Annotated in this window: 29 protein-coding genes; 2 read left to right on the plus strand and 27 right to left on the minus strand. The window is 64.9% G+C overall.

Annotated elements, in window-relative coordinates:
• Positions 1 to 46 precede the first annotated feature (46 nt).
• Positions 47 to 1,339, minus strand: a complete 1,293-nt coding sequence (locus OSH05_RS22640) for an adenylosuccinate synthase (RefSeq protein WP_104220111.1) — start codon at positions 1,337 to 1,339, stop codon at positions 47 to 49.
• A 260-nt stretch (positions 1,340 to 1,599) separates the two neighbouring features.
• On the opposite strand from OSH05_RS22640, the gene OSH05_RS22645 reads away from it, so the two are divergent.
• Entirely contained in the window at positions 1,600 to 2,232 is a 633-nt protein-coding gene (locus tag OSH05_RS22645) for a DUF805 domain-containing protein (RefSeq protein ID WP_104220110.1), read from the plus strand.
• A gap of 61 nt (positions 2,233 to 2,293) precedes the next feature.
• On the opposite strand, the gene serA is transcribed toward OSH05_RS22645, so the two are convergent.
• The 3 genes from serA to OSH05_RS22660 all read right to left on the minus strand — a co-directional run bounded on the left by serA (position 2,294) and on the right by OSH05_RS22660 (position 6,114).
• Entirely contained in the window at positions 2,294 to 3,880 is a 1,587-nt protein-coding gene (serA, locus tag OSH05_RS22650; RefSeq protein ID WP_104220109.1) for a phosphoglycerate dehydrogenase, read from the minus strand.
• Between the two features lie 145 nt (positions 3,881 to 4,025).
• Positions 4,026 to 5,201 (minus strand): phosphoserine transaminase, encoded by a 1,176-nt coding sequence (locus OSH05_RS22655; RefSeq protein ID WP_104220108.1) that lies wholly within the window; start codon positions 5,199 to 5,201, stop codon positions 4,026 to 4,028.
• Between the two features lie 163 nt (positions 5,202 to 5,364).
• Complete coding sequence (locus OSH05_RS22660; protein ID WP_207778787.1) at positions 5,365 to 6,114, minus strand: outer membrane protein; 750 nt, start codon at positions 6,112 to 6,114, stop codon at positions 5,365 to 5,367.
• Positions 6,115 to 6,508: 394 nt separating this feature from the next.
• Between OSH05_RS22660 and OSH05_RS22665 the strand changes: the two genes are divergently transcribed.
• On the plus strand, positions 6,509 to 7,603 hold the full coding sequence (locus OSH05_RS22665; protein ID WP_104220107.1) for a patatin-like phospholipase family protein: 1,095 nt from the start codon (positions 6,509 to 6,511) through the stop codon (positions 7,601 to 7,603).
• 56 nt (positions 7,604 to 7,659) lie between these two features.
• On the opposite strand, the gene glmM is transcribed toward OSH05_RS22665, so the two are convergent.
• The 23 genes from glmM to OSH05_RS22780 all read right to left on the minus strand — a co-directional run bounded on the left by glmM (position 7,660) and on the right by OSH05_RS22780 (position 26,988).
• Positions 7,660 to 9,006: a phosphoglucosamine mutase gene (gene glmM, locus OSH05_RS22670; protein ID WP_104220106.1), complete on the minus strand. Its 1,347-nt coding sequence runs from the start codon at positions 9,004 to 9,006 to the stop codon at positions 7,660 to 7,662.
• 174 nt (positions 9,007 to 9,180) lie between these two features.
• Positions 9,181 to 11,106 (minus strand): ATP-dependent zinc metalloprotease FtsH, encoded by a 1,926-nt coding sequence (gene ftsH, locus OSH05_RS22675; protein WP_104220105.1) that lies wholly within the window; start codon positions 11,104 to 11,106, stop codon positions 9,181 to 9,183.
• Entirely contained in the window at positions 11,106 to 11,243 is a 138-nt protein-coding gene (locus tag OSH05_RS22680; RefSeq protein WP_165801642.1) for a hypothetical protein, read from the minus strand. Before OSH05_RS22680 ends, ftsH begins: the two co-directional genes overlap by 1 nt.
• The gene (tilS, locus tag OSH05_RS22685) at positions 11,240 to 12,526 is read right to left on the minus strand and encodes a tRNA lysidine(34) synthetase TilS (RefSeq protein ID WP_165801641.1); all 1,287 of its coding nucleotides are present in this window, start codon (positions 12,524 to 12,526) and stop codon (positions 11,240 to 11,242) included. The genes OSH05_RS22680 and tilS overlap by 4 nt, the downstream gene beginning before the upstream one ends.
• A gap of 11 nt (positions 12,527 to 12,537) precedes the next feature.
• The gene (gene ybgF / locus OSH05_RS22690; RefSeq protein WP_165801640.1) at positions 12,538 to 13,488 is read right to left on the minus strand and encodes a tol-pal system protein YbgF; all 951 of its coding nucleotides are present in this window, start codon (positions 13,486 to 13,488) and stop codon (positions 12,538 to 12,540) included.
• Between the two features lie 240 nt (positions 13,489 to 13,728).
• On the minus strand, positions 13,729 to 14,214 hold the full coding sequence (gene pal / locus OSH05_RS22695) for a peptidoglycan-associated lipoprotein Pal (RefSeq protein ID WP_104220103.1): 486 nt from the start codon (positions 14,212 to 14,214) through the stop codon (positions 13,729 to 13,731).
• Positions 14,215 to 14,429: 215 nt separating this feature from the next.
• Positions 14,430 to 15,701: a Tol-Pal system beta propeller repeat protein TolB gene (gene tolB, locus OSH05_RS22700; protein ID WP_266353030.1), complete on the minus strand. Its 1,272-nt coding sequence runs from the start codon at positions 15,699 to 15,701 to the stop codon at positions 14,430 to 14,432.
• A gap of 179 nt (positions 15,702 to 15,880) precedes the next feature.
• Positions 15,881 to 16,840, minus strand: coding sequence for a cell envelope biogenesis protein TolA (locus OSH05_RS22705; RefSeq protein ID WP_104220101.1), 960 nt, complete (start codon positions 16,838 to 16,840; stop codon positions 15,881 to 15,883).
• Positions 16,841 to 16,845: 5 nt separating this feature from the next.
• Complete coding sequence (gene tolR, locus OSH05_RS22710; protein WP_104220100.1) at positions 16,846 to 17,307, minus strand: protein TolR; 462 nt, start codon at positions 17,305 to 17,307, stop codon at positions 16,846 to 16,848.
• Between the two features lie 3 nt (positions 17,308 to 17,310).
• Positions 17,311 to 18,024 (minus strand): protein TolQ, encoded by a 714-nt coding sequence (tolQ, locus tag OSH05_RS22715; protein WP_104220099.1) that lies wholly within the window; start codon positions 18,022 to 18,024, stop codon positions 17,311 to 17,313.
• A 231-nt stretch (positions 18,025 to 18,255) separates the two neighbouring features.
• The gene (ybgC, locus tag OSH05_RS22720) at positions 18,256 to 18,711 is read right to left on the minus strand and encodes a tol-pal system-associated acyl-CoA thioesterase (protein ID WP_104220098.1); all 456 of its coding nucleotides are present in this window, start codon (positions 18,709 to 18,711) and stop codon (positions 18,256 to 18,258) included.
• Entirely contained in the window at positions 18,708 to 19,742 is a 1,035-nt protein-coding gene (gene ruvB, locus OSH05_RS22725) for a Holliday junction branch migration DNA helicase RuvB (RefSeq protein WP_104220097.1), read from the minus strand. The genes ybgC and ruvB overlap by 4 nt, the downstream gene beginning before the upstream one ends.
• Complete coding sequence (locus OSH05_RS22730) at positions 19,739 to 20,284, minus strand: hypothetical protein (protein ID WP_104220096.1); 546 nt, start codon at positions 20,282 to 20,284, stop codon at positions 19,739 to 19,741. The genes ruvB and OSH05_RS22730 overlap by 4 nt, the downstream gene beginning before the upstream one ends.
• On the minus strand, positions 20,281 to 20,712 hold the full coding sequence (locus OSH05_RS22735) for a type 1 periplasmic-binding domain-containing protein (RefSeq protein WP_104220095.1): 432 nt from the start codon (positions 20,710 to 20,712) through the stop codon (positions 20,281 to 20,283). Before OSH05_RS22735 ends, OSH05_RS22730 begins: the two co-directional genes overlap by 4 nt.
• Positions 20,709 to 21,326, minus strand: a complete 618-nt coding sequence (gene ruvA / locus OSH05_RS22740) for a Holliday junction branch migration protein RuvA (protein ID WP_104220094.1) — start codon at positions 21,324 to 21,326, stop codon at positions 20,709 to 20,711. The genes OSH05_RS22735 and ruvA overlap by 4 nt, the downstream gene beginning before the upstream one ends.
• Positions 21,323 to 21,739: a type II toxin-antitoxin system VapC family toxin gene (locus OSH05_RS22745; RefSeq protein ID WP_104220093.1), complete on the minus strand. Its 417-nt coding sequence runs from the start codon at positions 21,737 to 21,739 to the stop codon at positions 21,323 to 21,325. The genes ruvA and OSH05_RS22745 overlap by 4 nt, the downstream gene beginning before the upstream one ends.
• A complete protein-coding gene (locus tag OSH05_RS22750) occupies positions 21,732 to 21,980 on the minus strand; it encodes an AbrB/MazE/SpoVT family DNA-binding domain-containing protein (protein ID WP_104220092.1) in 249 nt (82 codons plus the stop codon). The genes OSH05_RS22745 and OSH05_RS22750 overlap by 8 nt, the downstream gene beginning before the upstream one ends.
• Positions 21,981 to 22,062: 82 nt before the next feature.
• Entirely contained in the window at positions 22,063 to 22,572 is a 510-nt protein-coding gene (gene ruvC / locus OSH05_RS22755) for a crossover junction endodeoxyribonuclease RuvC (RefSeq protein ID WP_104220182.1), read from the minus strand.
• Positions 22,573 to 22,641: 69 nt separating this feature from the next.
• Positions 22,642 to 23,247, minus strand: a complete 606-nt coding sequence (locus OSH05_RS22760; protein ID WP_133163128.1) for a hypothetical protein — start codon at positions 23,245 to 23,247, stop codon at positions 22,642 to 22,644.
• 94 nt (positions 23,248 to 23,341) lie between these two features.
• Positions 23,342 to 24,091 carry a YebC/PmpR family DNA-binding transcriptional regulator gene (locus OSH05_RS22765; RefSeq protein WP_104220090.1) on the minus strand — a complete coding sequence of 250 codons (750 nt, stop codon included), beginning with the start codon at positions 24,089 to 24,091 and terminating at the stop codon, positions 23,342 to 23,344.
• A gap of 128 nt (positions 24,092 to 24,219) precedes the next feature.
• Positions 24,220 to 25,470 (minus strand): tetratricopeptide repeat protein, encoded by a 1,251-nt coding sequence (locus OSH05_RS22770; protein WP_104220089.1) that lies wholly within the window; start codon positions 25,468 to 25,470, stop codon positions 24,220 to 24,222.
• Positions 25,467 to 26,138 (minus strand): thiamine phosphate synthase, encoded by a 672-nt coding sequence (locus tag OSH05_RS22775; RefSeq protein WP_104220088.1) that lies wholly within the window; start codon positions 26,136 to 26,138, stop codon positions 25,467 to 25,469. Before OSH05_RS22775 ends, OSH05_RS22770 begins: the two co-directional genes overlap by 4 nt.
• A 64-nt stretch (positions 26,139 to 26,202) precedes the next feature.
• Entirely contained in the window at positions 26,203 to 26,988 is a 786-nt protein-coding gene (locus OSH05_RS22780) for an inositol monophosphatase family protein (protein WP_104220087.1), read from the minus strand.
• Between the last annotated feature and the right edge of the window lie 6 nt (positions 26,989 to 26,994).

Raw genomic sequence — 26,994 nt, forward strand, 5'->3', positions numbered from 1 at the left:
CTACTAAGTGATCCGTGCGACGCGGCGCCCGTCTTCGGCTCCGGCTTCAGCCCTGGAACGGGTCCTGAACCAGAATCGTATCGTCGCGCTCCGGACTGGTCGAAAGTAGCGCAACCGGGGCACCGATCAATTCCTCAACGTGCCGTACATATTTGACCGCCTGGGCTGGAAGATCGTTCCAGCTTCGGGCGCCCGCCGTCGAATCTTTCCATCCCTCAAGCGTCTCGTAGATCGGCACCACCGCGGCCTGTGCCGCCTGCGCGGCCGGCAGATAATCGATCCTACGACCCTCAAGCGTATATCCGACGCAAATCTTGATTTCTTCAAGGCCGTCGAGGACATCGAGCTTCGTTAGCGCAATTCCGTTGATCCCGGAAGTCCTGATGGTCTGGCGCACCAGGACCGCGTCGAACCAGCCGCAGCGGCGCTTGCGCCCTGTGACCGTGCCGAACTCGTGTCCGCGCGTCCCCAGGAAGTCGCCGACCTCGCCGATCTGCTCGGTCGGGAACGGGCCCTCGCCGACGCGCGTCGTATAGGCTTTGGTGATGCCGAGGACATAGCCGACCGCGCCCGGCCCGACGCCGGAGCCGGTCGCCGCCTGCCCGGCGACGGTGTTCGACGAGGTCACATAGGGATAGGTGCCATGGTCGATGTCGAGGAGAGCGCCCTGCGCGCCCTCGAACAGGATGCGCTTGCCGGCGCGGCGTTCCTCGTCCAGCAGCCGCCAGACCGAATCCATGAACGGAAGAACCTTGTCGGCGATCGAGGCCAGTTCATCATAGAGCGTCTTGGGATCGATCTCGTTCTGGCCTAGGCCGCGGCGCAGCGCATTGTGGTGCGCCAGCAGCCGTTCGATCTTGCCTTCCAGCGTCGGCAGATCCGCGAGGTCCATGACGCGGATGGCGCGCCGGCCGACCTTGTCCTCATAGGCGGGGCCGATGCCACGCTTGGTCGTGCCGATGCGCGTGCCGGAGTTCGAATTCTCGCGGAAGGCATCGAGGTCGCGATGCAGCGACAGGATGAGCGAGGCGTTCTCGGCGATCCGCAGATTGGCGGGAGAAACAGCGACGCCCTGCGCGGCCAGACGATCGATCTCGGCCAGCAGCGCATGCGGATCGACGACGACGCCATTGCCGATGACGCCCAGCTTGCCGGGCCGCACCACGCCAGACGGCAAAAGGCTGAGCTTGTAGGAGACGCCGTCAATGACGAGCGTGTGGCCGGCATTGTGTCCGCCCTGGAAGCGCACGACGATGTCGGCTCGCTCCGAAAGCCAGTCGACGATCTTGCCCTTGCCTTCGTCGCCCCACTGAGACCCGACGACGACTACATTCGCCATAAACCTGTCCTTCCTGGTTGTCGCCGCATCGGACGACAGCAATTCGATCGCACAACAAAACTCGCCGCGGCGCCGAGGCCAGGGCGAGGCGGCCGGACTATAACGACTCCGTGGCCTTGATGCGACCCCTCCCGGCAAAGCTGTCCGCGGTCCAACGCGGCGGTCGGCGGCTTGCGACCAAGTCCTGAGACAACCTATCATGACAGGGCACCGGAAGCGCACGCTCTTGTCCTCGCTCACCGGTCCAGGGGGAAGTTTGGATGGCGAGCGGGACGCAATGGTTCTACGTCGTCGGCAGTGAGCGGAAAGGGCCTCTCACCGCGGATCAGATGGCTGCACTACAGAGCGCCGGCGTGATCGACGAGACGACGCTGGTCTGGACGGATGGCATGGCGGAATGGGCGGCGCTCTCCGATACCCCGCTCCATGCAGGACCGAATTTTCCGCCCCTGCCGGCATCCGGGCCCGTTGCGGCGGGAGATATGGCGGCCGTGTATGACCCGCCCGTCGCCGGCTTCGGCCAGGCCATCTCCACCTGCTTCCGGAAATACGTGACCTTCTCGGGCCGCGCGAATCGACCGGAGTTCTGGTGGTTCACGTTGTTCGTCGTGCTGGGTGCGTCCTTGACCACGACCATCGACGGGGCGGTCTTCAGACCCGACGAGTACCTCGAGTTCGGAATCCGCTTCGGTCTCCATACATACTGGCCGATTAACTCGCTGTTCTCGCTTGTTGTCTTCCTTCCGGGCCTCGCTGTATCGGTGCGTCGCCTGCATGACAAGGACCTCAGCGGCTGGTGGGTTCTGCTCCACTTCCTCCCAATCGTCGGCACAATCATCCTGATCGTCTGGTTCTGCCGGCGTGGAACACAAGGCCGCAATCGCTTCGGTTGAACCAAAGCGAAACGGGCGGCCCGAAGGCCGCCCGTCGCAACTCTCGATAGCTTTTCGCGCCTCAGAAGGTGAGCCGCTTCGCCTGCACCACGCCTTCCAACGCAGCGACGCGGCCAATGACATCTTCCGAAATCGCCTCGTCGACTTCGACCAGCGCGATCGCATCCTCGCCCGCCGCCTTCCGTCCGAGATTGAAGGTGGCGATGTTGATGCCCTCGGCGCCGAGCAGGCTGGCGAAGCGGCCGATGAAGCCCGGCTTGTCCTTGTTGGTGACGTAGAGCATATGCGGGCCGATCTCGGCCTCCATATTGATGCCCTTGATCTGGATGATCCGCGGCTTGCCGTCGGCGAAGACCGTGCCGGCGACCGAGCGCTCCTGCTTGTCGGTGACGATCGTCAGGCGGATGTAGTTCTCATAGGCGCCCTGCTGCTCGCGGCGGACATCCTCGACCGCGATGCCGCGTTCCCGCGCGACGATTGGGGCCGAGACCATGTTTACGGTCTGCAACTGCGGACGCAGCACGGCGGCGAGCGCCGCGGCGGTCAGCGCCTTGACGTTCATGCCGGCGACATCGCCCTCATATTCGAGCTTGATCGCCTGGATGCCGGTTTCCGTCAGCTGGCCGGCGAAGGAGCCGAGCAGGTCGGCGAGCTTGACGAACGGGGTCAGCCGCGGCGCCTCTTCGGCCGTGATCGACGGCATGTTCAGCGCGTTGGAAACCGCGCCCTTGGTCAGATAGTCCGACATCTGCTCGGCGACCTGCAGCGCGACATTCTCCTGCGCCTCGGTCGTGGAAGCGCCGAGATGTGGCGTCGCAATGAAGTTCGGCAGGCCGAACAGCACGTTCTCGGTCGCCGGCTCCTCGACGAAAACGTCGAAACCGGCACCGCCGACCTTGCCGGATTTCAGCGCCTCGGCGAGATCCGCCTCGACGACGAGGCCGCCGCGCGCGCAATTGATGATGCGCACGCCATCCTTCATCTGGGCGATCGCCGCCGCATTGATGATGCCGCGCGTCTTCTCGATCAGCGGCGTGTGCAGCGTGATGAAATCGGCGCGGCGGAAGAGTTCGTCGAGCTCGACCTTGTCGACGCCGAGCGCCAGCGCCCGCTCTTCCGACAGGAACGGATCGAAGGCGATGACGCGCATCTTGAGGCCGACGGCCCGGTCGGCGACGATCGAGCCGATATTGCCGCAGCCGATAATTCCGAGCGTCTTGGCCGTCACCTCGACGCCCATGAAGCGGTTCTTCTCCCACTTGCCGGCCTGGGTCGAGGCATTGGCCTCGGGGATCTGACGGGCGAGCGCGAACATCATCGCAATGGCATGCTCGGCCGTGGTGATCGAATTGCCGAAGGGCGTGTTCATCACGATGATGCCCTTCGCCGTCGCGGCCGGAATGTCGACATTGTCGACGCCGATTCCAGCGCGGCCGATGACGCGAAGGTTCTTGGCGGCAGCGATGACCTTCTCGGTCACCTTGGTATTGGAGCGGATCGCGAGGCCATCGTAATTGCCGATGATCTCGAGGAGCTTCTCCTTGTCCTTGCCGAGATCGGGCTGATAGTCGACCTCGACGCCGTGATCCTTGAAGATCTGGACGGCGGTCTTGGAAAGCTTGTCGGAAATGAGAACGCGCGGTGCCATCGGAGTGGTTTCCTTACGTATGATTTGAAGCGACCTGCCGTCACGCCCGGCTTGAACCGGGCATCCAGACTTCGCGCCCTGCGCGGTGAGGCTGGATTGCCGGGTCAAGCCCGGCAATGACAGGAAAGGAAGCGAACTTTGGAGTTCAGGCGGCCTTCTTCAGGCCGGCCTTCTGCGACGCGAAGGCCCAGTCGAGCCATTGCGTGAGGATCTTCAGATCCGAGGCCTCGATCGTCGCGCCGGCCCAGATCCTGAGGCCAGGAGGCGCATCGCGATAGGCGCCGATATCATAGGCGACACCAGCCTTGTCGAGCGAGGTAGCGAGGGCCTTGGCGAACGCCGCCTGTCCATCCGCATCGAGCGCTTTGACCGCCGGGTCGACGACGACCAGGCAGACCGAGGTATTGGACCGCGTCGGCTCGCTCTCCGCCAGGAAGTCGATCCAAGGCGTCTTGGCGACCCAATCGGAGAGGACCGCGAGGTTGGCGTCGGCGCGGGCAGCGAGGCCCTTGTAGCCGCCGAGCGACTTAGCCCAACGGAGCGCGTCGAGATAATCCTCGACCGCCAGCATCGAGGGCGTGTTGATCGTCTCGCCGACGAAGATGCCGTCGATCAGCTTGCCGCCCTTGGTCATCCGGAAGATCTTGGGCAGCGGCCAGGCCGGCTTGTAGGTTTCGAGCCGCTCGACCGCGCGGGGCGACAGGATCAGCATGCCATGCGCACCCTCGCCGCCGAGAACCTTCTGCCAGGAGAAGGTCACGACATCGAGCTTGTCCCAGGCGAGATCCTGCGCGAAAGCGGCGGAGGTCGCGTCGCAGATCGTGAGACCCTTGCGGTCCGCATCGATCCAGTTGCCGTCCGGTACACGCACGCCGGAGGTGGTGCCATTCCAGGTGAAGACGACGTCGCGGTCGAAATCGACGCGGGTCAGATCCGGAAGCGCGCCGTAGTCCGCGGTGAAGGTACGCACATCGGCGAGCTTGAGCTGCTTGACGACGTCGGTGACCCAGCCCTCGCCGAAGCTTTCCCAGGCGAGGAGATCGACGCCGCGGGCGCCAAGCAGCGACCAGAGCGCCATTTCGACGGCGCCGGTATCGGAAGCGGGAACGATGCCGATGCGATAATCCGCCGGTACGCCGAGAACCTCGCGCGTCAGCTCGATCGCCTCAAGAAGCTTGGTTTTGCCGATTTTGGCCCGATGGGACCGGCCGAGAGCCGCATCCTTGAGCGCTTCGAGCGTCCATCCGGGGCGCTTGGCGCAGGGGCCGGAAGAATAGTTCGCATTCACCGGCTTCTGGCCGGGAGTCGCTACGTCAGTCATCTCTACCCTCTCAGATAGTAGCCCCTCGTTGGGGAGGGGTGTCCCGCCGCTGCGTGTACGCCCGGCCCCAGATGAAGTCAACGGCGGCCGCGATCACGAGAAAGGGCGCGCCACGATGCCGCGGCGCGCCCTTCGAGGGAGAGAGGATGAGACCGGAAAAGGCTCAGTAGAACTTGTAGCGCAGGCCCAGACGGATCTCGTTGGCGGTGATGTTGTCGTACTGGATCGTACCGCCGCCACCCGCCGGAATATAGCCGGAAACCGCGTCGCCGAGGTTCAGGTAGCGGTAGTTCAGATCGATCGAGGTGTTGGGCGAGATCGCATAGGAGGCGCCGGCCATCAGCGCCCAGGCGAAGTTCCACTGCCCTGCCCCATCCCAGCCGCCGGTTACACCGTTGGGATTGATGTAGCCGACATTGCTGGTTTCCAGATAGGACGTGCCAATGCCGGCACCGACATAGGGCGTGAAGCCAGCATAGTTGCCAAGGTCGATATAGCCGTTAGCAAGCAGCGTCCAGGCTGAGATATCCGCTGATTCGATGGTGTGTCCGACACCGCCGCAGCCGCCGCAATAGCCCTCGCCATAAGCACCAGCGCTGAATTCATAGTCGATGGTCGCGTCCGCGCGGAAATAGTTGTTGAACTGGTAGCCGACGCCGACGCCGAGCAGGCCGGTATTGTCGAGCGACGTGTTGTTCCACGGGTCGCTATAGGTTGGCGTCACGAAGCTGATGTCGGGGTTATTGTACCATTTGTACCCGATATCGCCGCGCAGGTACCAGCCGCCCGTCGCCATGACCGGCTGAGGCTCGATATAGGGCTGCTCCGCAAGATCGGCGGCCGATGCCATACCCGACGCGGCCATTGCCGCGCCAAATGCCGCCGCGAGCATGAACTTTCTTACATTCGCCATGACTGTCTCCCGGTCGAAGGTGCAAATCGGCAAGGCGACCAATGCCTCCCGCTTCTCTGTCTCCGATCATGATCGCGAACGCTTAAGAAGCGATTAACCACGCTGCTTAACCACGATTGTTTAGGTTAACAGATCGTAAATCTGCGCGCATGCAACATCGACGCGTCTCTTTCGTCACGAATTGCTTGCTGGCCTGACGGCGCTCGATAACTTTTCTTAAAAACCCCTCGATTTGTCCCTGGTTGCTGGGCACCGAGTTTTGTCGGCCCAGTGCTGGCGGTCCGATCGAACGGTCGGCGTTCCCTTGAGGGTTTGTTCATGGAAGCAGCGAGAGAATTCCGCTGCTAATTCCCGGCGCGTTGCGCTGGCAGAATAGCGCAGGGAGGAACGCGGAATGCTGTCGCGCAGATCACTTCTCACCACGGCCGCCGCTATGTCGGCGGCATCGGCGACGCCGCTCATCCACGGCGCCAGCGCCGCCGAAACGGCCGCTGGCGATGCCGGGCCGGACGAGATGGCGGCGTCGATTTCGGCCAAACTGTTCGACGATGACGGCCTGGCGAGACTGGCTCCCGAAATACCAGTGATCTCCGACTTGGCGCGCGGCCTCGACCGGACCTTGGTGCTCGGCGGCGGCGGGGAATATTACGTCGCCTGGTATTGCGGCTTCTTCCACGGACTGCTCGACCTCGGCGTCGATCCGGCATCCATGGCGGAAATGGTCGTTGGCACGTCCGCCGGAGCCTATGCCGGATCATCACTGACCTCGGGCCGCTTCGCGCAGCTTCGAACCGAATTCGACTTCTTCGGCCACTTTCCTGGCCTCTTCGCCAAGCTTGCGCCCGTAACGGCGCCGAATGCCAGCCAGAAGCGGGCCCAGGAGATCAACTTCGCCGTGAAGGACGGCAGCCCGGAATCGATCCGCGCCATCGGCCACGCCGCGCTCGCTGCCGACAACCACTTGAACGGGGACGGCGTCGAGCGGCTCGCCTGGCTGCTCACGGGAGATAGCCGGACCGATTGGCCGGTCGCGAAGATGTATACGACCGCCAACGATTGCTACACGGGCGAAAGGCTGGTGGTCGGTCAGGTTGTTGCACGGAAGAACGGTATTCCCCTGGCGCATGCGGCCGGAGCGAGTTCCTCGCTCCCCGGCGTCATCGGCCCGACTCTGCTCGGTCAACGCTTCTGCATGGACGGCGGCATTTCGAAGACCTGGGCGCATACCGACCTCGTCGCAGGATCGAAGCGCGCCCTCGTGATCACGCTGACCAACGGCTATGAGGGCAGCCTCCTCAGCGGCATCCCGCACGACATCTACAAGGAAATCGCAGCGCTGGAGGCGACCGGGACGAAGGCAATGCTCATCATTGCCGGCACGCCCGCAGGGGTCAATCTGCTGGATGCCGGCGAGATCGAGCCAGCCCTCAAGGCCGGATACGATCGGGCCAAGGTGGAAGCGCCGAAAATCCGGGAATTCTGGGCTTAGCGAACCCCGCAACGCGCCGCCCATCGTCGTAGATCGCCAAGCACGCCAGCTTGGCGTCAGGCCGCGACCTGCTTCAACGCGCCGACGATGTCGTCAACCACGGATTCGACCAGAGCATGGTCGTCGCCTTCGGCCATGACGCGGATCAGCGGCTCCGTGCCCGAGGGGCGGATCACCAGCCGGCCGCCACCCTTCAGGCGGGCCTCGCCATCGGCGATCGCCGACTGGACGCTTGCCGATTCGAGCGGCCTGCCACTGGAGAAGCGGACATTCTTGAGAATCTGCGGCACCGGCTCGAATCGCCGGCAGACTTCGCTCACCGGCTTGCCGGTCTTGCGGACGACAGCGAGGATCTGCAGCGCCGAAACGAGGCCGTCGCCGGTCGTCGAAAAATCCGAGAGGATCAGGTGGCCCGACTGCTCGCCGCCGACATTATAGCCGTGCTGGCGCATATGTTCGACGACGTAGCGGTCGCCGACCTTGGTACGGGCGAGCGACAGGCCGAGCGAGCCGAGATAACGCTCCAGGCCGAGATTGGACATGATCGTCGCAACGATGCCGGGCTTCGAGAGCTTGCCGTCCTCGGCCCAGGACGCAGCGACAACTGCCATCAGCTGGTCGCCATCGACGATCTCGCCGCATTCGTCAACGAGAATGACGCGGTCGGCGTCGCCGTCGAGCGCGATGCCGATATCGGCGCGCACCTCATGCACCTTGCGTCGCAGCGCCTCCAGCGAGGTCGAGCCCACATCGCGGTTGATATTGAGGCCGTCCGGGGAATCGCCGATCGATATGACCTCGGCACCCAGTTCCCAGAGCGCTTCCGGCGCCACCTTATAGGCGGCGCCATTGGCCGAATCGATGACGATCCGGAGGCCCGACAGGTCCAGCGTCTTGGGCAATGTGCGCTTGGCGAATTCGACATAGCGCTCGCGCGCGCCGTCAATGCGCTTGGCGCGGCCGAGATCGGCGGATTTGGCAAGGCGACCCGATAGGTCCTCCTCGATCAGCTCCTCGATCTTGGCTTCCATCTCGTCGGAGAGCTTGTAGCCGTCCGGCCCGAACAGCTTGATGCCGTTGTCCTCGTAAGGATTGTGCGAAGCCGAGATCATCACGCCGAGATCGGCCCGGAGCGAGCGCGTCAGCATGGCGACGGCCGGGGTCGGCATCGGACCGAGCAGGAAGACGTCGACGCCCGCAGCCGTGAAGCCGGCGGTCAGCGCCGGCTCGATCATATAACCGGAGAGACGCGTATCCTTGCCGATGACCACGCGGTGGCGATGGCCGCCATTGCGGAAAGCAATGCCAGCCGCAATCCCAACCTGCAGCGCCATCTGCGGGGTGATCGGAAAGCTGTTCGCCTTGCCGCGGATACCGTCCGTTCCGAAGAACTTGCGCGCCATCTTGTTCTTCCGTCTTAACGTCGACCGGCCCTTCATAGACTGATGACTATGCCGAAACCGTTCAAAATTGATGAGCGTTTGTTAAGTCGCGCCTTACGGCTGCGGCAAGCGCCCAAATGACAACGGGCGGAACTTGCTGGTTCCGCCCGTCAATCTAGCCGTTGTGAAGACCGATCAGGCCTGGGGCTGCGGCTCGAGGCCGGTATCGCCCTTTGGCCGCGGTCCCCGCGTCGTTGGCACGGCAGAGGGGCGGGAGGGCGGTGAGCTGTCGCCCGAATCACGGATCGGGGTCTTGCCTTCAAGCAGGCCGCGGATCTCGTCGCCGGTCAGCGTCTCATATTCGAGCAGCGCTTCGGCGATCGCGACGAACGTGTCGCGATTCTCGGTTATCAGCCGCCTGGCTTCGCTCTCACCATGCTCGATCAGCTTGCGAACTTCCTCGTCGATGATCTTGGCGGTCTCGTCGGACATGTTGCTCGACTGGGTGACCGAATGGCCGAGAAAGACCTCCTGCTCGTTGGGACGATAGCGAACGCGGCCGAGCCGCTCCGACATGCCCCACTCCATGACCATCGAGCGGGCGAGGCTGGTCGCCATCTGGATGTCGCCCGAAGCGCCGGTCGTCACCTTCTCCGGACCGAAGGTCAGGATCTCGGCCTCGCGCCCGCCGAACAGCATGACGAGACGCGAGATCGCCTTCTCATAGGTCCAGTTATAACGATCCGATTCCGGCAGCGTCATCACCATGCCAAGCGCGCGGCCGCGCGGGATGATCGTCGCCTTGTGGATCGGGTCGATGGTCGAGGACAGCAGCAGCGCGATCATCGCGTGGCCGGCTTCGTGATAGGCGGTGTTGCGCTTCTCTTCCGCCGTCATGGCGAGAGACTTGCGCTCGGCGCCCATCATGACCTTGTCCTTGGCGTCCTCGAACTCGGCCATGGTGACGATGCGCTTGTTGCGCCGCGCCGCCAAAAGGGCCGCCTCGTTGACGAGGTTCATCAGATCCGCGCCTGAGAAGCCGGGCGTACCGCGTGCCAAGGTCTTGATCTCGACATCCGGCGCCATCGGCACCTTGCGGGCATGGACACGAATGATCTTCTCGCGGCCATTGACGTCGGGGTTCGGCACGGTGATCTGCCGGTCGAAACGGCCGGGGCGCAGCAGCGCCGGATCGAGCACGTCGGGCCGGTTGGTGGCCGCGATGATGATGACGCCCTCATTCTGCTCGAAGCCGTCCATCTCGACGAGCAGCTGGTTCAGCGTCTGCTCGCGCTCGTCATTGCCACCGCCAAGGCCGGCGCCGCGGTGACGTCCGACGGCGTCGATCTCGTCGATGAAGATGATGCAGGGTGCATTCTTCTTCGCCTGCTCGAACATGTCGCGGACGCGGCTGGCACCGACGCCGACGAACATCTCGACGAAGTCTGAACCGGAAATGGTGAAGAAGGGAACGTTGGCTTCACCGGCGACAGCACGGGCCGTCAAGGTCTTGCCGGTACCGGGCGGGCCGACCAACAGCACGCCGCGGGGAATCCGTCCACCGAGCCGCTGGTACTTCTGCGGATCGCGCAGGAACTCGACGATCTCCTGCAGATCCTCCTTGGCCTCGTCGACACCCGCGACGTCGTCGAAGGTGACACGGCCATGCGCCTCGGTCAGCAGCTTGGCCTTCGACTTGCCGAAGCCCATCGCCTTGCCGCCGGCGCCACCCTGCATCTGGCGCATGAAGAAGATCCAGACGGCGAGGATCAGGAACATCGGGAACCAGGAGATCAGCACGCCGATCAGCGAGGTACCGCCCTCGGTCGGCGGCTTTGCCGTGATGCCGACATTCTTCGCCTCCAGCCGGCCGACCAGGTCATTGTCCTGCTGCGGGGCGAAAGTCTGGAACGGCGTGTTGTCGCTGTAGGAACCGCTGATCTGCTGACCCGCGATCACCACGCTCTTGACGCGTCCGGTATCGACGTCGGTCAGGAACTGGGAATAGGCAATGTCCTGCCCAGCGGCACGGGGACCGGGATTCTGAAACAGATTGAAGAGGGCAATCAGCAGCAGGCCAATGATGACCCAGACTGCAAAGTTGCGAAAATTCGCGTTCATCAGAATCCCTTCAAGGGCATGGGAGCCGCAGGATGGAGCCGCTCGTCGAGACTAAGATAGGTGGCCAAGCCTGCGAAGCCAAGAACACCAGCGCCAAGCATATCGCACAAAATGTGGCAATGGTTGAGGAAGATCATGATTCATCTTCCTCGACCCCCTCGGCGAGGCGACTCCCAACGATCGATTTGGCCTCGATCTTGATGCCCAGGGCCGTCGGCGGCGCGATTGCGAGCGTTGGAACGGCGATCAGAACGCCGTCCGACCAGAGTGCCGGCAGCGCCTCCAGCGCTCGCATGGACCCGCTCCGCATATCGGCATTCAGCTGTGTTCGGCCAGACGGGCCGAGGGCGGCAAGCCTTGCCGATGCCCCCGTGCCGGTGATCGCCACGTGGAAACGACCATCCCAGATGCCGTCGAAACCGGAGCTCACATCGATGTCGGGGAGCCCGGCTCGGCCAAGCTCCCGCTCGAAGCGGATGGCCTTCCCTTCCGGGCTCACAACTACGCCGGCGAGCGTGCGCTGAACGGGGCCGTCGCCGAGCGCCGCTTCGAGCGCCACGAGGCTTTCCAGCCGCGGAACATGCTCGGCACCACCGGCGGCGCGGAGGATACGGGCCAGGGCGCGGAACCGCACTTCCTCAGGCTCACCCCGAAACGCATCGGTGCTCAGCCGGATCGCGCCGAGCGGGTCGACATCGACGGCGGCGGCAAGCAGCCGCCCGGTGTAGTGGTCCAGCGCCGCGGCCGCTCGGCGTAGCCGACCCGCCGTCGCCGCGAGGCGTTCCGCCGTGAGGCCCTCACGCGCCAGGGTCGACGCCAGCGCCCGGATGCGCGCCCTCGCAAAGCGCTCGTCCCGATTGTGCGGATCCTCGGCGGCGTCGAGACCGGCCGCGCGGATGACCGCCAGGAGATCGGAATGCGACAAATCGAGCAACGGCCGGACGATACGGACGCTGTCGCGCTCAGCCAAGCGCGCCATGCCGGCGAGACCATAGACACCCGATCCGCGCGCAAGCCGCAGCAGGAAGGTCTCAGCTTGATCGTCGCGATGGTGGGCGACGGCGAGATGGCCAGCCCCCATTTCCCGCGCCGCCGCGATGAGCAGGCGATAGCGTGCAGCGCGCGCCGCGGCTTCGACGTCGGCAAGTGGATGCGGCCCGTGCCAGCGCAGGATTTGGCAGGAGAGCCCGAGCGACGCCGCGACCCGCGCCACGGTCTCCGCCTCCTCGGCCGACTCGGGGCGGAGGCCGTGGTCGACCGTGAGCACGGTCAGGCGGATGGAGGGATGATCGCGATCGCGCCAGCGCTTCGCCAGCAGCGTCAGCGCCAGCGAATCGGCGCCGCCCGATACCGCCAGCGCGACATGATCCGCCGCCTCCAGCGGGGCGAAGCAGCGGCGCAGTGTCGCCTCGTCGATCACCCGCCCGGTTCTCAGCAGCTCGCGCTGGCCTGCTCGGCCTTGACGCGCTGGATCAGGGCATTCGAGGCCTTCGGGTATTTCTTCAGGATTTCGCCAAAAGTGCCGCAGGCGGCTTCGCGCTGGCCGAGGCCGTTCAGAGAAAGGCCGAGCTTCAACAGCATGTCCGGTGCCTTGCTGCTCTTGGGATATTGCTGGTAACCGGCAAGGAACGCATCGGCGGAACCGCGATAATCCTGGCGCGCGAACAGGCTTTCGCCGATCCAGTATTGCGCGTCCGGCGCCAGTGGATCGCCGGGGTAGGAAGCGAGGAAGCGCTGGAACGACGTCTCGGCGACATCGTAATCGCCTTTCAGAATGAGTTCGTAGGCGGCATCGTAATCGCCGCGCGAACTCCCCGTCTGCGCTGGCGGAACCGTCGCGGCGCCGCTGCCGGCGGCACTCAGATCCAGCGGCTGCGGAATGGTTGGATCGACGGCGATCTGCCCGAGAGGACGCGGCGGCGCGCCGGGGGCCGACGGGTCCGGCACATCCGTTTGCGCGGCGATCGCCGCGCCAACCGGGTCGACAGCAGCCGCGGGAGCCGCTGCCCTCGGCGAAGGAGCCGGTGCAGGTACCGGCGCAGCGCGCTTTGCCCCGCCTGGCTGCACGGAACGGAGCTGGTCCTGCAACTGGCGGACCTGATAGGTCAGTTCCTCGACCTGGCCGGTGAGCATGCGCATCTGCTGCTCCACCCGGTCCATGCGCAGCGCGGCCTGGGCCTCCGCCGAGGAGGACTGGATCGGCATCGCATCGCCCCCCTGCCCGGCTGAACCCGGGTCGAGATCGGCGGGAGGCGCCGGCGCTGCCTGATCCGGATTGCGGCGGAACATGTCGAAGAGGCCGGCCTCGGCCGGTAGCGGCTGGCTTGCCAGGAGCCCCGTCGCCAGAGCGACAACCGCGGGAAGGATGAATCGCCTGTTCATACCCTGATCCATGACCCTTGGCGCCGGATCGCGCCTTCGTCTCGCAACCACTATGGCACAGGGGGTTCGGCCAAATTGGGGCGGAATCGAAGACGGCGGCCCCTTGGGCCGCCGTCAGTGTGTTCCAATGGTGGTAGGAGCCTTTAGGCGCCTGTCGACGCTCCGCCCGATCGCGGAACGCGGTCTTCCGGGTTGGCCGCCCTATCGCGACGAACCCCGGCACCCGCACGAGCGGCGGGACTAGTTGTTCAGCACCGTGACGGCGCGGCGGTTCTGCGACCAGCAGGAGATGTCGTTGCAGACGGCGACCGGACGCTCCTTGCCATAGGAAATCGTGCGAATGCGGCCCGGATTGATACCACGCGACACAAGGTAGTTCTTGACGTTGGTGGCGCGGCGGGCGCCGAGCGCGATGTTGTACTCGCGCGTGCCGCGCTCGTCGGCATGGCCTTCGATCGTCACGGTGTAGCGCGGGAAGCGCGTCAGCCACTGCGCCTGCTTGTCGAGCGTGACTTTGCCCTGGGCCGAGACGTCCGTCTGGTCGGTATCGAAGAAGACGCGGTCGCCGACATTGACGACGAAGTCCTGCTGGCTACCCGGCGTAGCGGCGCCGAGGCCGGCGGTCTCGGGTCCACCCGGCTTGTTGGCGCAAGCAGAGAGCAGCAAGGCGCCAACAAGCGCCGTAGCAATGCCGGCGCTCCGCGAAATCGATCCCATTCTCATCATCGAGGTAACTCCTTGTCCACCATACTCGAACCGTAGCCGCTGATAGCAGCGGCTTGGTTAAGTTGGGGTGCAGCAACATGGTTGAACAAAACTTAACGTCGTGATCTCACGACGGACGCAACGCGGTACGGGGGCGCGGTACGGCCGCCCCGAGCCGATGAAACGGCAAGGCCACCGTAGGTCGCGCGAGATGGCGACTGACGGTGGCCTTGCGACTAATTGATCAGCGGCGACCAGGCCGGATCCGACGCGAAGGACGGCGTCGGCACGCGGAACTCGTTGTAGCCGGTCAGATCGATCGACCACAGCTGCGGTCCACCGCTCGCCCCGGGGGTATCGCGGAAAAACATGATGACGCGGCCATTCGGCGCCCAGGTCGGCCCCTCATTGTGGAAGCCTTCCGTCAGGATGCGCTCGCCCGAGCCGTCCGGCTTCATGACGCCAATGGCGAAGCCGCCGGCACCCTGCCGCGTAAAGGCGATCAGATCGCCGCGCGGCGACCAAACCGGGGTCGAATAGGAGCCCTGGCCGAAGGATATGCGCGTCGGATTGGAGCCGTCGGAGCCCATCACGTAGATCTGCTGGCTGCCGCCGCGATCCGAGGTGAAGACCATGCGCGAGCCATCCGGCGAATAGGACGGACTGGTATCGATCGAAGCCGAATTGGTGAGGCGCGTCGTGCGCTTCGAGCGCAGATCCATCCGGTAGATGTTGGCATTGCCCTGGTCTTCGAGACTCATGACAATGCTCTGCCCATCCGGGGAGAAGCGCGGTGCAAAGCTCATGCCTGGGAAATTGCCGACGAGCTCACGCTGACCGGTTTCGATATTGAGCAGATAGACGCTCGGCTGGTCGCCCGAATAGGACATGTAGACGACTTCCTGCGACGACGGATTGAACCGCGGCGTCAGCACGAGATCGTTGCCGCGCGTCAGATAGCGCGAATTGAAGCCGTCCTGGTCCATGATCGCGAGGCGCTTGACGCGCTTGTCCTTCGGACCGCTCTCGTCGACATAGACCACACGGGTATCGAAATAGCCGCTGTCGCCGGTAAGGCGCTGATAGATTGCGTCGGCGATAATGTGGGCGATGCGGCGCCAGTTATCCGGCGCGGTCGAGAATTGCTGCCCCGCCATCTGCTGGCCGGCATAGACGTCCCAAAGGCGGAACTCGACCTTGAGCTTGCCGTCGGCCTGACGCGCCACGCCGCCGGTGACGAGGCCCTGCGCGTTGATCACGGTCCAGTCCTGGAACCGCGGCGTCTGGTCGGCGCTGGTGATCTTGTCGATGAAGCCGGCCGGATCGAGCGGCAGGAACAGACCGGAACGCTTCAGATCCGCCGCGATGACACCGGTAATGTCGGCCGCGACCTTCGCGTCGGCCTCGTTGGAGCCGATAAAGGTTGGAATGGCGATCGGCAGCGGCTGGACATTGCCCTGGGTCACGTCGAGCTGGACCAGCGCTTCGGCTCGCTGAGCAGGCAGCATCACGCCCGCACAGGCGGCGATCGCAAGAGCGAGCGCCGCGAGGGTCGTCCGGGAAGCGCGGCGCTGCCCGGCGGCGCCTGGGTCGAGGGCATGAACCGTCATGGTGATGTTCCTGTCGTGCGAATCGTATCGATCTCGGCGAATTGTGGCGGAAGATAACGGCGACGCGGTGACGCGCTCTATCCTTGTGGGCTGAAGCGCATCTGAACCTCGCTCCACTGGTCGTATTTCTCGAGCGGCAGCTGATAGGGACCGCATTGCAGCACCGCGCGAACCGCGCCCTCGGCCGCGACCGTTCCATATTGGCTCGCCGGATATTGCTCGATGCTCGGAACGCCGTTCACCGTGCCGTCCTGATTAAGCTTGAAGCGGATCGTCACGGTCACCTCGGCCGGATCGGTCCAGCCGACCGGCAGGTTCCAGCAGCGCTGCACCTGCGCACGAAGGGCGTCGAGCTCGCTCTGCGTCATCATCTGGGTCGGATTGCGCGCGTCTTCCGCCCCGAAGCCGGCTGGCTGCGGGTCGGCCTGCGCGCCGCCAGTGGGTTTGGACTTGTCCAGCAGCGCGGCGATCTTATCCGGATCGAACTTCGACTGCGCCGTGCTCTTCAGTTCCGATTGCGACTTCGCGTCGTTCTTGGCGGTATCGGGCTGCTTGGGCGGCGTCGGTCGCGCGCGCGGCTTCGGGGCCGGCGGAGGCGGCGTTGCATCCGCCTGCTTCGGCGGCTCGGGGCTCGGCTCCGGTGTTGGTTCGGGGGTCGGTGCCGGCTCGGCAGCCTTTGGCGGCTCGGGCGCCGGCTGAGGCTCCGGTGGCGGGGTCGGGGCTTCCGGCTGCGGAGGCGGCGGCGCGGCGGCTGGCGGCGGGGCAGCCGCCGGGGTCGGCTTCGGCGGGGCGGGCTTCGGCTCGGGCGCCGGTTTCGGCGCATCCACCTGGGCGGTCTTCTCCGGCGCCGGCGGCTTCTTCACATCGGCCGTCTTCTTGCCCTTGGCGAGGCTCGTCACTTCCGATATCGGCACGAGCGAGACGGGCAGCGCTTCCACCATGGTCGTGTCGAACGGCTTGGTGTCGGGCAGGCCGAACAGACCCCAGAAAATCAGGAGCAAATGGGCAACGATCGAGGTGATGAGCCCGGTCCGCATCGCGGTCAGCCGCCCTGGGCGTCGATCGTGACAAGACCGATGTTGCGGAAGCCGGCATCCGAAATCGCGCCCATGACCTTCATGATCGCGCCGTAGTTAGATGTCCTGTCGCCGCGCACGAAGATGCGTTCTTCATAGCCATTGCCGCCGATGGCCTTCAGCTTCGGAACGAGTTCGTCGAACTGGACTTCCGTGTCCTGGATGAAGATCTTGCCGGCCGGGTCGATCGTCACCGAAATCGGGTCCTTGTCGGCCGAAAGCGCCTTGGCCTGGCTCTGGGGCAGGTCGATCGGCACGCCGGCCGTCAGAAGCGGCGCCGACACCATGAAGATGATGAGCAGCACGAGGATCACGTCGACGAACGGCGTGACGTTGATCTCGCTCATGACGGCGTGCGAGCGATGGCGGCGCCGACGGCCGCCGCGGCGTCCGCCCCCTCCCCCGCTTCCACCGACCGACATGCCCACGGTTCAGCTCCTCTCGTCGATCTGACGTGACAGGATCGCCGAGAACTCGTCGGCAAAGCCTTCCAGTCGCGATCCGATCTTGCCGGCGGAATTGGACAGCTTGTTGTAGGCGATAACGGCGGGAATGGCGGCAATGAGGCCCAGCGCCGTTGCCATCAGCGCCTCGGCGATACCGGGCGCCACGACGGCGAGCGACGTGTTCTTCGACGCGGCAATGCCCTGAAACGCCGTCATGATGCCCCAGACCGTGCCGAAAAGACCGATGAACGGTCCGGCGGCACCGACGGTCGCGAGAAACAGCAGCCGGTTCTCAAGGCGTTCTGTCTCGCGCGAAATCGTCACATCGAGCACGCGGTCGATGCGCATCTGCAACCCGATCGGCGATCGCGCCCCGCTCTCGAACGACCGCTTCCATTCCCGCATGGCCGCAACGAACAGCGCCGCCATGCCGGAGGCCGGCCGGCTCGACAGGGATCGGTACAGCTCCTCCAGCGACTGTCCTGACCAGAAGACCTTCTCGAACCGGTCGATCTGGCGACGGACGCGCGTGAAGAGCAGAACCTTCTCGACGATGATCGCCCAGCTCCAGATCGAGGCAAAGCCAAGACCAAGCATCACGATCTTGACGACGATGTGAGCCTGCAGGAACAGCGTGATGAGGGACAGGCTCGCGGCGGGCGCGTCGAGCGCTGCCTGGCCCACGTCGGCCGCATTCATTCGCTTCGAACCTCTCGGGGTTGTACCTCGCCAGGCGCAATGGCGGACGAGGGCGGCACCCGGCACGCGAGTGCCGACACCAGCGATGGAATAGGTCCTGCAAGCTTCGGGCCGGACACGACTTTCCGTTGGGGTAACTCGCCTTCAAATTTGTCGAAATGAGGGCGTTTGCTGGCTTTTCCCGGTGCCTGCACGACGGCTTATGATAGGGATGTCGTGGTTAATCAATGGTTATCTCGGCGCTGCGGCGAAGCGTTCCGCGAGGAGCTCGGGAATGCGGCATGCCCGCCCCTCCTTGTTGACCAGAACGACCGTCACAACCGCATCAACAAGGATAGTTCCTGCGCGGCGGATCGACTGGTTGAGGATGATCCGCGCACCGCGGGTTTCCTTGTGCCGCGTGACGACCTCGACGACGTCGTCGATACGCGCCGGTCGCTTGAATTCGATCTCCATCCGATGCACGGCGAACGCCATCGGCTCGCCCGCTTCGCCTGCATCGAGGGCACTATGGTGCACATCCAGCAGGCGGACATACTCCGTCCGCCCCCGCTCGAAGAAGCGCACATAAGAGGCGTGGTAGACGACGCCGGAGAAATCCGTGTCCTCGAAATAGATCCGGACCGGCAAGATATGCCCCTCGGCCGTGTGGCGGCCGGAGGATGGCAGCAAGATCTTTTCGCTCATTCTTCTTCCGTATCGAAAAGCGGCAATGCCTGCGCCGGTGCCTGCGGCGCCTCGAGGCCGAGATGGCGAAAGGCATGAACAGTAAGCACGCGCCCGCGCGGTGTTCGCTGCACGAAGCCTTGCTGGATCAGATAGGGCTCGACGATTTCCTCGATGGCGTCGCGCGGCTCGGAAAGCGCGGCGGCGATGGTCTCGATGCCGACGGGGCCACCGCCGAAGGAGATCGCGATCGTCTGCATATAGCGCCGGTCCAATTGATCGAAGCCCATCGAATCGACCTCGAGACGCAGCAGCGCGCGATCGGCGACGGCGCGATCGATATGTCCGGGACCGTCGACCAGGGCAAAATCACGCACCCGCCGAAGCAGGCGGCTCGCGATGCGAGGCGTACCGCGCGAACGCCGCGCAATCTCGGCCGCGCCATCCGCCGTCATAGGTACGCCCATGATGCGAGCGCCGCGCGTTACGATGTGCTCCAGTTCGGGTACCGTATAGAATTGCAGCCGGACCGGAATCCCGAAGCGGTCACGCAGGGGCGTGGTTAGAAGGCCGATCCGCGTCGTCGCGGCAACCAGCGTGAACTTCGCCAGATCGATCTTCACCGACCTCGCCGCCGGCCCCTCGCCGATGATGAGGTCGAGCTGGAAATCCTCCATCGCCGGATAGAGGATTTCCTCGACTGCCGGAGAAAGGCGGTGGATCTCGTCGATGAAGAGCACGTCGCGCTCCTCGAGATTGGTGAGCAGCGCGGCCAGATCGCCGGCCTTGGCGATCACCGGTCCCGACGTCGCGCGGAAATTGACGCCGAGTTCGCGCGATACGATTTGCGCCAGCGTCGTCTTGCCGAGGCCGGGCGGCCCGACGAAGAGCACATGGTCGAGCGCTTCTTTCCGCCCGCGCGCCGCCTCGATGAACACCGAGAGATTGGCGCGCGCCTGCGCCTGGCCGACGAAATCAGCCAGCACCTGCGGCCGCATCGTGCGGTCGTCATCGGCCTGCTCGGCAGGCGAGAGGACGCGCTTTTCGCTCATCGGCTTCCCTTCACGATCCACCGCGTGAGTGCGTAGCAGACGAGGCCGGCGATCACCACGCTTGTCATGACGCGGAGCCCGATCAGAATTTGCTCGGAGATCGGCGGCGGGGGGAAGAGAAAGAGGTTGCGCGCGAAGAGAACGGCTACCGGCACGGCAAACAACACAAAGACGACAAATGCGAAACGGGGCGCGGAACCGCCGCGCTGGTCGCGCCGCGCCACGAGAAGACCTGCAAAGGCTGCCGGTAGCGCGCCGAGGGCGTAGACGGCGCGCAAGATGAGGAAGCCGTCATCAGCGATCCAGCTCCAGAGCCGCGCAGGCGAGAAACCGGTCGGCTGCGTCGCCTGCTCGAACGACATGTCGATCAGCATGAACAGGCCAGGGACCACGAGCGCGAAGATCAGCGGCGTACGCCACAGAAGCAGAGGCTGTTTCGCCGTCTTGAGGGCTTTTGACGACTTGGCGGCCTTGGCTCCCTTCGCGGCACGCGGCGCTCCAATAGGACGAGGAGCCTTGCTGGCGCTCGGCTTGTCGCTCATGGACGACCCCGGCCAAAAAGCGCGAGCAAGCCATGGCAACCAAGCGCCGCAACGAGACAGCTCACGGCGAAGACGCCAACGAGATAGGGATTCTGGCCGAACGTGAAATAGCCTGCAACGAGTCCGGCCAACAGGCCGATCGCCGCGACCAGCAGGAGACGCGGCCTGCCGGCGATCGCCTCGCGAAGCACGAGCAGGATCCCCGTCGCCGCGGCCGGCAACAGGCCATAGAAATAGGGCAGCCATGGATTGGAGAGGAAGTATGCGCCGATGATGGCCGCGATGCCGCTGCCGAAGGTCAGCATCGCCAGCGGGACGAGTATCAGCAGGCCGAATGCCGTTCCGATCAGCGGCCCGGCGACCGTATAGACGGCGAGGGTCGCAGCGACCCGGGCGAAGGATAATGGCGCCGGGCCCCTCGCCCTCACCGCGCCAGCTCCTTGAGGCCGAGGCGGATCAACATCTCCGTCGTCGCCCCCTCCCCCGCGCTGCGCGAGGCGGCGGCGACCGCGGCGCTGGCTTGGATCTGGGCATAGCCGAGATTGGTAAGCGCCGACACCGCATCGGCAACCGGCTGCGGCGCGCGGCGATCGGCCAGATCGGACTGCAGCGAGGCCACTGCCGGATCGGCCGAAGAAAGAGCCGGCGCCTTGTCGCGAAGCTCGGCAACGACACGCGCCGCCACCTTGGGACCGACGCCGGGCGCGCGCGCGATCTGGGCCTTGTCCTGCAGCGCGATCGCCGTCGCGAGTTCGGTCGGCCTCAACACGCTGAGGATCGCCAGCGCAACCTTGGACCCGATGCCTTGCACCGTCATCAGCAGGCGGAACCACTCGCGCTCGACGTCACTTCCGAACCCATAGAGACGGATCAGGTCCTCGCGCACATAGGTCTCGATCGCGAGTTGCGCCGCCTCGCCCGGCTGCGGCAGAGCCTGCAGCGTGCGGGTGGAACAATAGGCCTGATAGCCGACACCGCCGACATCGAGGATGACATAGTCATCGCCATATGAATCGACGATGCCCTTGAGCTTCCCGATCATGGCTGGCGCTCCGGCGAGACGATGTCGAGCGTCGGGAAATAGGAAGCGTAGTGGCCCCGGTCTCGGGTCAACAGTCGATAGCCGCGCGCTGCCGCATGGGCCCCTATGAAGAAATCAGGCAATGTCGAGGTTCTGGCTCCGCCGCGCCTGCGATAGTTGACGAAGGCCAGCCCGGCCATGAAGGCCGCATCCCAGGGGACGTCTTCACGCTGGAACGGCCACGCCTTCAGCGCCTCGTCCAGTTGCTCCCGCCGCAAATAGCCGCCCGCCAATTCGGCATAGACGATCTGGTTCATGACCAAGCCACCATCGTCCACCGCCCGCGCCAAAGCCCGCTCTGACCATTCGCCCCAGATCGGATCGTCACCAGCGACGTCGAGCATGACGTTGGTGTCGACAAGTGTTTCAGTCATCGCCACGCAGCAGTTTCATGATCTCGTCAGTCGTCAGATCGCGATTGGCGGTCGCCGTGCCTCTCAACGCCTCGACCAGCCGCTCGCCGCGGGTTGGGCCTGGACCCGCCGGCCGTTGTGTCTTGCGGACCGTGATCGTCTCGCCGTCGAGACCAAACTCGACTTCCCCGCCCGCGCCAATGCCGATCCGATCACGGAGCGGTTTGGGAATCGTCACTTGTCCTTTCGAACTCACGCGCATGCCGGAGCCTCGTCTTTACTTTCTGAAGTAAAGAATAGAACATTTGACGAACATTCACAAGGTCCGTCAAGGGATCCAGCCGTCAGCCACCGGCGGCCTTCAGCCGGGCGATCGCGCCGCGGTGATGGATGTGGCAGATCGCAACGCCGAGCGCATCGGCGGCGTCGTCGGAATCGAAATCGGCCTTGGGGAGCAGGACGCGGACCATCATGCGGATCTGATCCTTCCCGGCATGACCGGTGCCGACGATCGTCTTCTTGACCGAATTCGGTGAATATTCGGCGACCGAAATGCCGGCGAGCGCCGGGACCAGCAGCGCGATCCCCCGCGCCTGGCCAAGCTTCAGCGTGCCCGCCGCATCCTTGTTGACGAAGGTCTGCTCCACCGCGGCCTCGTCCGGCTGGAATCCTGCCACGATCTGGGTCAGCCCTTGATGAAGCGCCACGAGACGATGCGCCATCTCGCCGTCGAGCGGGGCGCGAACCGTACCCGACGCGATGAAGGAGAGCGCATTTCCTCTCACCTCCACCAGCCCCCAGCCGGTACGGCGGAGGCCGGGATCGATGCCGAGAATGCGAATCGCGTGGATCATGGCCAAGGCGTAGCCGAGCGCGCGCCGATTGGGAAGAACGTTCGGTGAACAGAGCGGCGGTTCGCTGCGCTACAGCGGCGGAACGCCGTCCTTCTCCGCCTGAACTCCGCGGGCCGTGAGCGTGCCGTCACCCTGCCGGTTCACGAACACGGAGACGGCGGCGCCCGGCTTCAACAGCGAGCGATCGCCGGGAATGATGGCGACGATTCGGGCGTCCGGACCGACCTCGATATCCTGCTCGCCGCCCGGATAGCTCAGTTTCAGGACTTGTCCCTCTGGATCGCTCATCACGGTAGTGACGGTGGCGTTGGTCATGGACTGGCTGGGACCGTCCATGGGGCGGTGCCCCTCGCCCGCGCCGCGCATCGCCTCGGCGAAGATGTGGACTTCCTGCGCGTGCAGCTTGCCATCGGCGCCTTGAACAGCGGCCGATCCGACATAGTCGCCGGCCTTGATGTCGCTCAGCCGGCGGTTGGCCAGCGCCGTGACCGAAACATTGGCAGGGAGCTGGATCGAATAGTCTTGTCCATCGGGGGCCTTGACGGTCAGCCTATCGCCGACAAGCGCCTCGACGGTGCCCTTTATCCGGTTTTGATGCTTCGGCGGCGGCGTGGCAACGGCCGCCGTCAGCGACATCGCGACAATGAGGGTGGAAAAGGCAATCCTGGCTCGCATGGATAGGGTCCGGCCTGATCTGGAAGTTGAATTCTCTTCCAACTAGGACCGAACCCGCGCCTGTCGAGGGCGCAGCGGCAAAAGAGCCGACGGCTCAGGCCGCCGCCAGCTTCTGCAGCACGTCTTCAGGGATATCGAAATTGGTGTACACAGCCTGAACGTCGTCATCATCGTCGAGCGAATCGATGAGGCGCAGCAACGCTGCCGCCTTCTCTTCATCGACCGGCACGAGATTTTGCGGCTTCCAGATTGCCTTCACCGATGCGGCCTCGCCAATCGTGTCTTCGAGCGCCTTGGCGACCTCGCCGAGATTTTCGAAGCTTGCATAGACGACATGACCGTCCGCATCGCTCTGCACATCCTCGGCACCGGCCTCGATCGCCGCTTCCATCACGGCGTCCGGTGAACCGGCGGTCAGCTTGTAGACGATCTCGCCGACATGATCGAACATGAACGAGACGGCCCCGGTCTCGCCGAGAGCACCGCCCGATTTGGTGAAATAGGAGCGCACCGCGCTGGCGGTGCGGTTGCGGTTGTCGGTCAGCGCCTCGACGACGACAGCAACGCCACCGGGGCCATAGCCCTCATAGCGGATCTCGTCATAGTTCTCGCCATCACTGCCCATCGCCTTCTTGATGGCGCGGTCGACATTGTCCTTGGGCATGTTCTCGGCGCGCGCATTCTGGATCGCGAGACGCAGGCGCGCATTCATCTTCGGATCCGGCAAGCCAAGCTTGGCGGACACCGTGATCTCACGGGCGAGCTTGGCAAAGAGCTTGGACCGCTTGGCGTCGGCCGCACCCTTGCGATGCATGATGTTCTTGAACTGGGAATGTCCCGCCATCTCGGACGTCCTTGAGAAAGGGCTCGCAAATACTGCGGCGGCTTGGCACCGCCATCGGTTGATGGCCGCTTATAGGGTTTCGATCGAGCGAAATAAAGCCGGGCTCACCGCGAACCGGCGAAAGCCCTCTATTTCAGCGCGTCGGCGGGCGGTGCGCTTTGTTGGAGCGCCGCCGCGTTGGGGGCGACAACCTCGGGGGCATCATCGTTGGACTTCGAAGACGCCGCGGGCGGCGCGGCGGCTTTCGCCTCCGTCGGCGCCTCTGGCTGGCTGCTGACTCGCGCCGTATTCGTCAGCCTCGCCACCGCCGCCCAGCGCTGTGCCTCTGCCTGCGCCCGTTTCATATCGGCATCCGAGAGTGTCTTCATGAAATCGTCCAGCCACTCGTCCTTCGCACCGGCCTGGGTGGCAATCAGGTGCCATCGCACCGCCGCGACCGGGTCAGGATCGACGCCGCGCCCGCTCGCCAGGAGCCGCGCATAGCGATTCTGCGCCATTGGATTGCCGCGCTCGGCCGAGCGCTGGAGCCAACCCGCCGCCCCGATGATGTCTTTCGGAACACCGGTGCCGTTGAAGAGACGGATCCCATATTCGAGTTGCGCTTCGGAATGCCCGTTCTTGGCGGCCCGGGCGGTCCACATCGTGGCAATGCCGTCGTCGAGCACGACACCGTCACCGACGGAATAAAGCTGGGCGAGCGCGAATTCGGCGTTGCTGCTGCCCTGCGCCGCCGCCCTGCCGAAGAAATCAGCGGCCTTCAGTGGATCGCGCGGGCGAACGTCGCCATCGAGATAGAGAAGACCGAGATTATAAAGCGCGGACGGGTCGTTCCAGATCGCCGCCTGCTCGAACGCATCAGCGGCCTTGGACTTGTCTTTCTTGACGCCCTTGCCGTCGAGAAACAGGAGCCCCAGCGCCAACTGCGCGGCCGGATCGCCCGAAAGCGCCGCCTTCTGGAACCAGGCGGCGGCGGCCTTGTCGCTCTGCTTGGCGCCCAGCCCTTCCTGGTAGAGCCGCCCGACCAGTGTCTGCGAGACCGGATCGCCGCGTTCGGCACGCGGCAGCGCCAACAGGAAGGCTCGATCATAGAGGCCGCGCTGATAGGCGCCATAGGCGGCGTCGCCTTGGTCGGGTTCGATGCCACGCCCAGCATCGAGGAAATCCTGCGGCGAGGGCATGAGCCCCGCGGCCGGTGGCGGCACGCCAAGGAGTGGATCCGGCGGCGGCTCGAACAGAATCGCGCGATCGTTATCCGGCGTCGCCGGAGCGGCGGTCCCGGCCGTATCGGCGGGCTTAACCAATGGCTTCGGCGGGGGATTGGCCGCGAAGGCTGGCAAGGCCGCGAAGGCCAGGAAAAGGACGATGAGAGGCCGGCTCACGTCACGGCTTCCGCCTGACGCGCGGCGATCAGCCGGTTCGCCTCAGTCACCGCCGCCGCCGCGCCTTCCGCGTGGTTCCATATGGCGCTCCGCAGCGCCACGAACTCGACCCGCGCATCCACTGCCTCGATCACCGACGCGACCGAATTGCCGCCCATGACAATCGCCGGGATCTCGAACACAGCCGACCACCAGGCCGCCATGTCGAGCGCTTTATCGAAGATCGCCTCGCTCGTATCCCCATCAAGCCGGCCGAAGAAAAGATAATCGCACTCCGTCTCGCCGGCGAGCATGGCCTCATGGCGCGTGCGCAGGCCGCTCGCCCCGACGATCGCGTCGGGATGGAAGGCTTCGGTCGCCCGGCGCAATTCGGCATGATCGCCCTCGACCTGGATGCCGTCGGCGCCCGAGGCGCGCGCGATCGAGACATCGTCGACGATAATGGCCGCGACACCGTTGGCCTGGGCGATCGGGACCAGACGCTCGGCCGCGGCGAGGCCGTCAGCGGCGGAAAGGCCGGCGAGATCGAGGATCAGCGTGGCGACATCGCCGGAGCGCAGCGCCTCGTCGAGCACCGGGGCGAAGCAGTCGGCATCAAACCCGGCGGGCGTGACAAGGCACAGCCTGCCGAACAGGGTTTCGGGAATGCGGGCCTTCTTCTTCGCCATCGGGAGCTCTCCGTCGAACGGGGATTGCACAGGAGCCTTGTGGCGAAAACGGGACCGGGCGCCGTTAAGCCTTGAGCGTCGCCAGCAATCGGCGATGAATCGACTCGTTGCCGACGCAGATGCTGCCGGTTTCGAGCATGCGATCGCCGCCGGAAGTGTCAGACACGAATCCGCCCGCCTCGCGAACGAGCAGGAGGCCGGCCGCGATGTCCCAGGCGTGGATATGGTCCTCGAAATAAGCATCAAAGCGGCCCGCCGCGACCCATGCGAGATCAAGCGCGGCCGCGCCGTTGCGGCGGATCCCCGCGACTTCGAGCATGACCCGCTGGAGCTTCTTCAAATAGCCGGCATGGTCCGGCCCCCCCAGATGCGGGATACCGGTCGCGACGACTGCGTCGGCAAGGGTGTTGCGGGTCGCGACGCGCATGCGGCGGTCGTTCATGAAGGCGCCGCCACCCTTCTCCGCGACATAGAGCTCGTTCATCACCGGATTGAAGATGACGCCGGCGACAATCTGGCCGTCGCGCTCCAGCGCCACCGAGATGGCGAAGATGGGGATGCCGTGCAGGAAGTTTGTCGTACCGTCGAGCGGATCGATGATCCAGCGATGCGAGCGGTCGGTACCCTCGATCGGCGCCGATTCCTCGGTGAGGAAGCCATATCCCGGCCGCGCCCGCGAAAGCTCCTCGATCAGCGTCTTCTCCGCCTTCTTGTCGGCGGCGGAAACGAAGTCGCCGGGCCCCTTCATGGAGACCTGGAGGTTCTCGACCTCGCCGAAATCGCGAGCGAGCGTGCGGCCGGTCTTCAGGACGGCGGCGACCATGACGTTGAGAAGGGCCGAACGGGCCATGCCTTC

It is taken from the genome of Kaistia algarum (genome assembly GCF_026343945.1).
In the GTDB taxonomy this organism is placed as follows: domain Bacteria; phylum Pseudomonadota; class Alphaproteobacteria; order Rhizobiales; family Kaistiaceae; genus Kaistia; species Kaistia algarum.

Bases quoted from the DNA above. Each gene is read 5' to 3' on its own strand.
- ftsH (WP_104220105.1), bottom strand. From the start codon at position 11,106: ATGAACGCGAATTTTCGCAACTTTGCAGTCTGGGTCATCATTGGCCTG.
- OSH05_RS22745 (WP_104220093.1), bottom strand. From the start codon at position 21,739: ATGACTGAAACACTTGTCGACACCAACGTCATGCTCGACGTCGCTGGT.
- OSH05_RS22760 (WP_133163128.1), bottom strand. From the start codon at position 23,247: ATGCGAGCCAGGATTGCCTTTTCCACCCTCATTGTCGCGATGTCGCTG.
- tolQ (WP_104220099.1), bottom strand. From the start codon at position 18,024: ATGAATGCGGCCGACGTGGGCCAGGCAGCGCTCGACGCGCCCGCCGCG.
- ybgC (WP_104220098.1), bottom strand. From the start codon at position 18,711: ATGAGCGAAAAGATCTTGCTGCCATCCTCCGGCCGCCACACGGCCGAG.
- OSH05_RS22660 (WP_207778787.1), bottom strand. From the start codon at position 6,114: ATGGCGAATGTAAGAAAGTTCATGCTCGCGGCGGCATTTGGCGCGGCA.
- OSH05_RS22655 (WP_104220108.1), bottom strand. From the start codon at position 5,201: ATGACTGACGTAGCGACTCCCGGCCAGAAGCCGGTGAATGCGAACTAT.
- OSH05_RS22645 (WP_104220110.1), top strand. From the start codon at position 1,600: ATGGCGAGCGGGACGCAATGGTTCTACGTCGTCGGCAGTGAGCGGAAA.
- glmM (WP_104220106.1), bottom strand. From the start codon at position 9,006: ATGGCGCGCAAGTTCTTCGGAACGGACGGTATCCGCGGCAAGGCGAAC.
- OSH05_RS22775 (WP_104220088.1), bottom strand. From the start codon at position 26,138: ATGGCGAAGAAGAAGGCCCGCATTCCCGAAACCCTGTTCGGCAGGCTG.
- OSH05_RS22780 (WP_104220087.1), bottom strand. From the start codon at position 26,988: ATGGCCCGTTCGGCCCTTCTCAACGTCATGGTCGCCGCCGTCCTGAAG.
- ruvB (WP_104220097.1), bottom strand. From the start codon at position 19,742: ATGAGCGAAAAGCGCGTCCTCTCGCCTGCCGAGCAGGCCGATGACGAC.
- OSH05_RS22705 (WP_104220101.1), bottom strand. From the start codon at position 16,840: ATGCGGACCGGGCTCATCACCTCGATCGTTGCCCATTTGCTCCTGATT.
- ybgF (WP_165801640.1), bottom strand. From the start codon at position 13,488: ATGAACAGGCGATTCATCCTTCCCGCGGTTGTCGCTCTGGCGACGGGG.
- OSH05_RS22730 (WP_104220096.1), bottom strand. From the start codon at position 20,284: ATGAGCGACAAGCCGAGCGCCAGCAAGGCTCCTCGTCCTATTGGAGCG.
- ruvC (WP_104220182.1), bottom strand. From the start codon at position 22,572: ATGATCCACGCGATTCGCATTCTCGGCATCGATCCCGGCCTCCGCCGT.
- OSH05_RS22750 (WP_104220092.1), bottom strand. From the start codon at position 21,980: ATGCGCGTGAGTTCGAAAGGACAAGTGACGATTCCCAAACCGCTCCGT.
- OSH05_RS22680 (WP_165801642.1), bottom strand. From the start codon at position 11,243: ATGATCTTCCTCAACCATTGCCACATTTTGTGCGATATGCTTGGCGCT.
- pal (WP_104220103.1), bottom strand. From the start codon at position 14,214: ATGATGAGAATGGGATCGATTTCGCGGAGCGCCGGCATTGCTACGGCG.
- OSH05_RS22640 (WP_104220111.1), bottom strand. From the start codon at position 1,339: ATGGCGAATGTAGTCGTCGTCGGGTCTCAGTGGGGCGACGAAGGCAAG.
- serA (WP_104220109.1), bottom strand. From the start codon at position 3,880: ATGGCACCGCGCGTTCTCATTTCCGACAAGCTTTCCAAGACCGCCGTC.
- OSH05_RS22665 (WP_104220107.1), top strand. From the start codon at position 6,509: ATGCTGTCGCGCAGATCACTTCTCACCACGGCCGCCGCTATGTCGGCG.
- tolB (WP_266353030.1), bottom strand. From the start codon at position 15,701: ATGCTGCCTGCTCAGCGAGCCGAAGCGCTGGTCCAGCTCGACGTGACC.
- OSH05_RS22765 (WP_104220090.1), bottom strand. From the start codon at position 24,091: ATGGCGGGACATTCCCAGTTCAAGAACATCATGCATCGCAAGGGTGCG.
- ruvA (WP_104220094.1), bottom strand. From the start codon at position 21,326: ATGATCGGGAAGCTCAAGGGCATCGTCGATTCATATGGCGATGACTAT.